1 protein-coding gene is annotated in these 3,684 nt (G+C 70.5%); it reads left to right on the top strand.

Features of this window, described 5'->3' with window-relative positions; genetic code table 11:
- Positions 1 to 689: 689 nt before the first annotated feature.
- The coding region (locus ABZ470_RS41605; RefSeq protein WP_362918711.1) for an amino acid adenylation domain-containing protein at positions 690 to 3,684 on the top strand (2,995 nt) is incomplete at its 3' end.

The following is a 3,684-nucleotide window of genomic DNA, read 5'->3' as shown; positions in this document are numbered from 1 at the left end:
CACCATCGGCGTGACTCCTGGAGAACGTTTTGGTCATGACACGGGACCCTTCCGAAAATCACGCCACACAGCCGCCGGTGAAATATGTGCAGGTAGCCCGCAACCACGCTTCTATTAGGGCGCGCATCCAATGGCGCCAAAAACAGCGTGGCCCCCGTTCCTGGGAGATCAACCCCTAAGGGACTCTTGCGCAACACATCTTGTGCACTGATTCCTGCGGTGTCAATAGTTTCATCGACCGCAACAGCCGTAATCCATTCCGTCTGTTCAATAGTCGTTCACTATGCCCCCTCTCACCATGAGAAGGGGAAGGCCCCCAACATGTAACCCGGGCCAGAAATCCCTGCTGTCAAGGCATCCCCTTGACACTCACATCTTGACAAGATAGCTTGCGCAAGGATTCCTTAGGTTGCGAAAAACGCATGTACCGGGGTGCCGTCCCCCGGCCCAGCGCTCCGCCGTTCGCGGACAACCGAAACGGGTTATAGCGCACAGCCCCCACATTCTCGCCAGTAGCACCAGCCCGATTTCCAGAGGAGTTCCGTGCCATGACAAAGGCATTTTCCACGAGCAAAACAGCACGTGGATTGGGGGTCTGGAACTCCGAGGTCACCGCTATGTTACGAAAAGCTGGGTGGGAATCCCTGCTGGCTCTGCGCGCTAAAGAGCATCCCGATGGACCCGCTGTAGTGGGTCCGCGCCTGACCCTTTCCCACGCCGAACTCGACCGGCGCACCGCCGTACTCGCCGGGCTGCTGCGCGGGCACGGGGTGGTCCCGGGACAGGTCGTCGCCGTGCGCGCGCAGGACCCGGTGAACGGCCTGGTCGCGATGCTCGCCGTACTGCGGACGGGCGCCGCCCATCTCGCGCTCGACCCCGCCGCCCCCGCCGACCGTCACCGGTTCACCCTGCGGGACAGCGCCGCCCGCCTTCTCCTCAGTGACGACAGCGGCGACAGCGGCGACAGCGGCGGTGACGACGTCCTGGGGGAGATCCCCCTGGTACGGCTCGACGCGAACCTCGGTGACGAGACGGCCGAGGCGGCCGGCCTCACCCCGCCCGACCCGGCCCACCCCGCCTATCTCGTGTACACCTCCGGCACGACCGGCAGGCCCAAGGGCGTCAGCGTCTCGTACGGCGCGCTGGCCGAGCACCTCGCCGGGATCGGCGAGCGGTTCGGACTGCGTGAGGACGACCGTGTCCTGCGGTTCGCGCAGCCGTACGTGGACGTCTCCGTCGAACAGGCGCTCGCGCCGCTGACCGTCGGGGCGACCGTCGTCTTCGGCGAGGAACGCGCCCCCGCGATCGGCGACCTCCTCGACCTCCTGCGTCGTGAGCGGGTCACCGTCGCCAACCTGCCCGCCGGTTACTGGAACGAGCTGGCCCTCGGACTCGACCGGACCCCCCTGCCCGAGGGGCACAGCCTCCGGCTGATGATCTCCGGCAGCGAGCGGATGTCCCCCCGGGCCGCCCGTTCGTGGCTTCGGCACGCCTCGGACGTGCGGCTGCTCAACGCCTACGGACCGACCGAGTGTGTGATCACCGCGACCGTCCACGAGGTGACCGAGGTCGTGACGGACGAGATCCCGATCGGCACCGCCTGCGGCGAACGGGTGCTCCACGTCCTCGACCAGAACCTCACGCCCTGCCCGCCCGGGGTCGCCGGGGAGCTCTACGTCGGCGGCGGCCCCCTCGCCCTCGGCTACACGGGACAACCCGGGCTGACGGCCCAGCGCTTCGTGCCCGACCCGTACGGTGCCCCCGGCGCGCGTATGTACCGCACCGGCGACCTCGTCCGCCTCGACGCGGACGGAAGGCTGGACTTCCTCGGCAGGACCGACGACCAGGTCAAGATCCGGGGACACCGCGTCGAGCCCGCGGAGACCCAGCGGGTCCTGGAGCAGCACCCGGCGGTACGGCGGTGCGCGGTGCTCGGCCGGGACGACGAGGACGGCAGGACCCGGCTCGTCGGCTACGTGGTCACCGAGACGCCGAACGTCGGGGAGCTGATGGCGTTCCTGGCCGACCGGCTGCCCGCCTACCTGCTGCCCGCGCACCTGATCCCGCTGGACCGGCTGCCGCTGACCGAGGGCGGCAAGCTCGACCGCGACGCGCTGCCGCCGCTCCCGCGCGGCCCGGAGCACGGCGAGGGGACCGAACCCCCGAGGACCGAGACGGAACAACTGCTGGCCGACCTGTGGCAGGAGGTCCTCGGCGTCGAGAGCGTCGGACGCGGTGACGACTTCTTCGCGCTCGGCGGTGACTCGCTCGCCGCGCTCCGCATCACCGCCAGGCTGTTCGGCCACTTCGGCAAGGGCCTGTCGCCCCAGGCCGTCTTCGCCACCCCGGTCCTGGCCGACCTGGCGGCGCGACTCGACGCGGAACGCGCCCCCCAGCCGGCTCCGGCCCCCGAGCCTGAGCCCGCCGCGCCGTACGAGGAGGAGGGCAGGCCGCTCTCCCTCGGGCAGCACGCCCTGTGGCTGGCCGAGCAGTGGAACCCGGGCGCGCCGCTCTACAACGTGCCGTGGCTGTTCCGGCTGCGTGGCGAGATCGACGTCCCGGCGCTTGAACAGTCCCTGAACGCGCTCGTCGAACGGCACGAGGCCCTGCGCACCGCCTTCCCCGCCACCCTCGGCGAACCGGAGCAGGACGTCCTGCCCCCCTCCCCCATACGGCTCACCGTCGAGGAGTACTCCGAGGAGGTCGTCGCCCGCGAGGCCCGCAGGCCGTTCGACCTGGAGCGGGGGCCGCTGCTGCGGACCCTGCTGACGCGCGACGGCGAGGACGGCTGGGTGCTGCTGGTCGTCCTGCACCACATCGTGTGGGACGAGTGGTCACTCGGCGTCTTCGAGACCGAACTGGCCGAGATCTACGCCGCCACCCTCGACGGCAGGGAGCCCCAGCTCGCCGAGCTGCCCACCCGCTCCCGCGACCACGCCGTACGGCAGCGCCGCCTGGTGCGCGGGAACACCCTGGACGAGGGGATCGCCTACTGGGAGCGCAGGCTCGAAGGCGCCCCGAGGGAACTCGACCTGCCCACCGACCGTGTCCCCGGGGAGCGGACCCCGGCAGGCGCCGCCGTACGGTTCGACCTCGGGGCCGACCTCGCGGAGCGGGTGCGCGACCTGGCGCGGGCGGAGGGCGCGACGCCGTTCATGGTGCTCCTGGCCGCCTTCTGCCTGACGCTGCGCGGCCGTACCGGGCAGGAGGACCTCGTCGTCTCCACGCCCGTCGCCGACCGGGAGCACGACGAGGAGGGCCTGATCGGCTACTTCGTCAACCTGGTCCCGCTGCGGGTGCGGGCACGGACGGACGTGGGCTTCCGCGAACTGCTCGGCCAGGTGCGTGAGGACGTGCTCGCCGACCTCGGCCACCAGGACGTGCCCTTCCAGCTCCTCCTCGACCGTGTCGCCCGCGACCACTCGGGGGAACGCGCCGCCTTCGCCCAGGTCGCCTTCGAGATGCACCGCCACGACGCCCGCCCGGTACGGCTCGGCACGGCGACGGGGACCCGCGAGCTGGTCCCGACCGGAACCTCGAAGTTCGACCTGACCTGGCAGATCACCGACGACGGCGAGCGGATCTTCGGCGTCGTCGAGTACAGCACGGACCTGTTCGACGCCGCGACGGTCACGGGGCTGGCCGCCGGGTGGCGGGACACGCTGCGGAGGGTCGTGGAGGTTC

Origin of the sequence: Streptosporangium sp. NPDC020072, from assembly GCF_040631445.1 — a bacterium.
GTDB lineage: Bacteria > Actinomycetota > Actinomycetes > Streptosporangiales > Streptosporangiaceae > Streptosporangium.
Note: the sequence above shows the minus strand (reverse complement) of the source record. Positions and strands in the feature narration are given on the sequence as shown.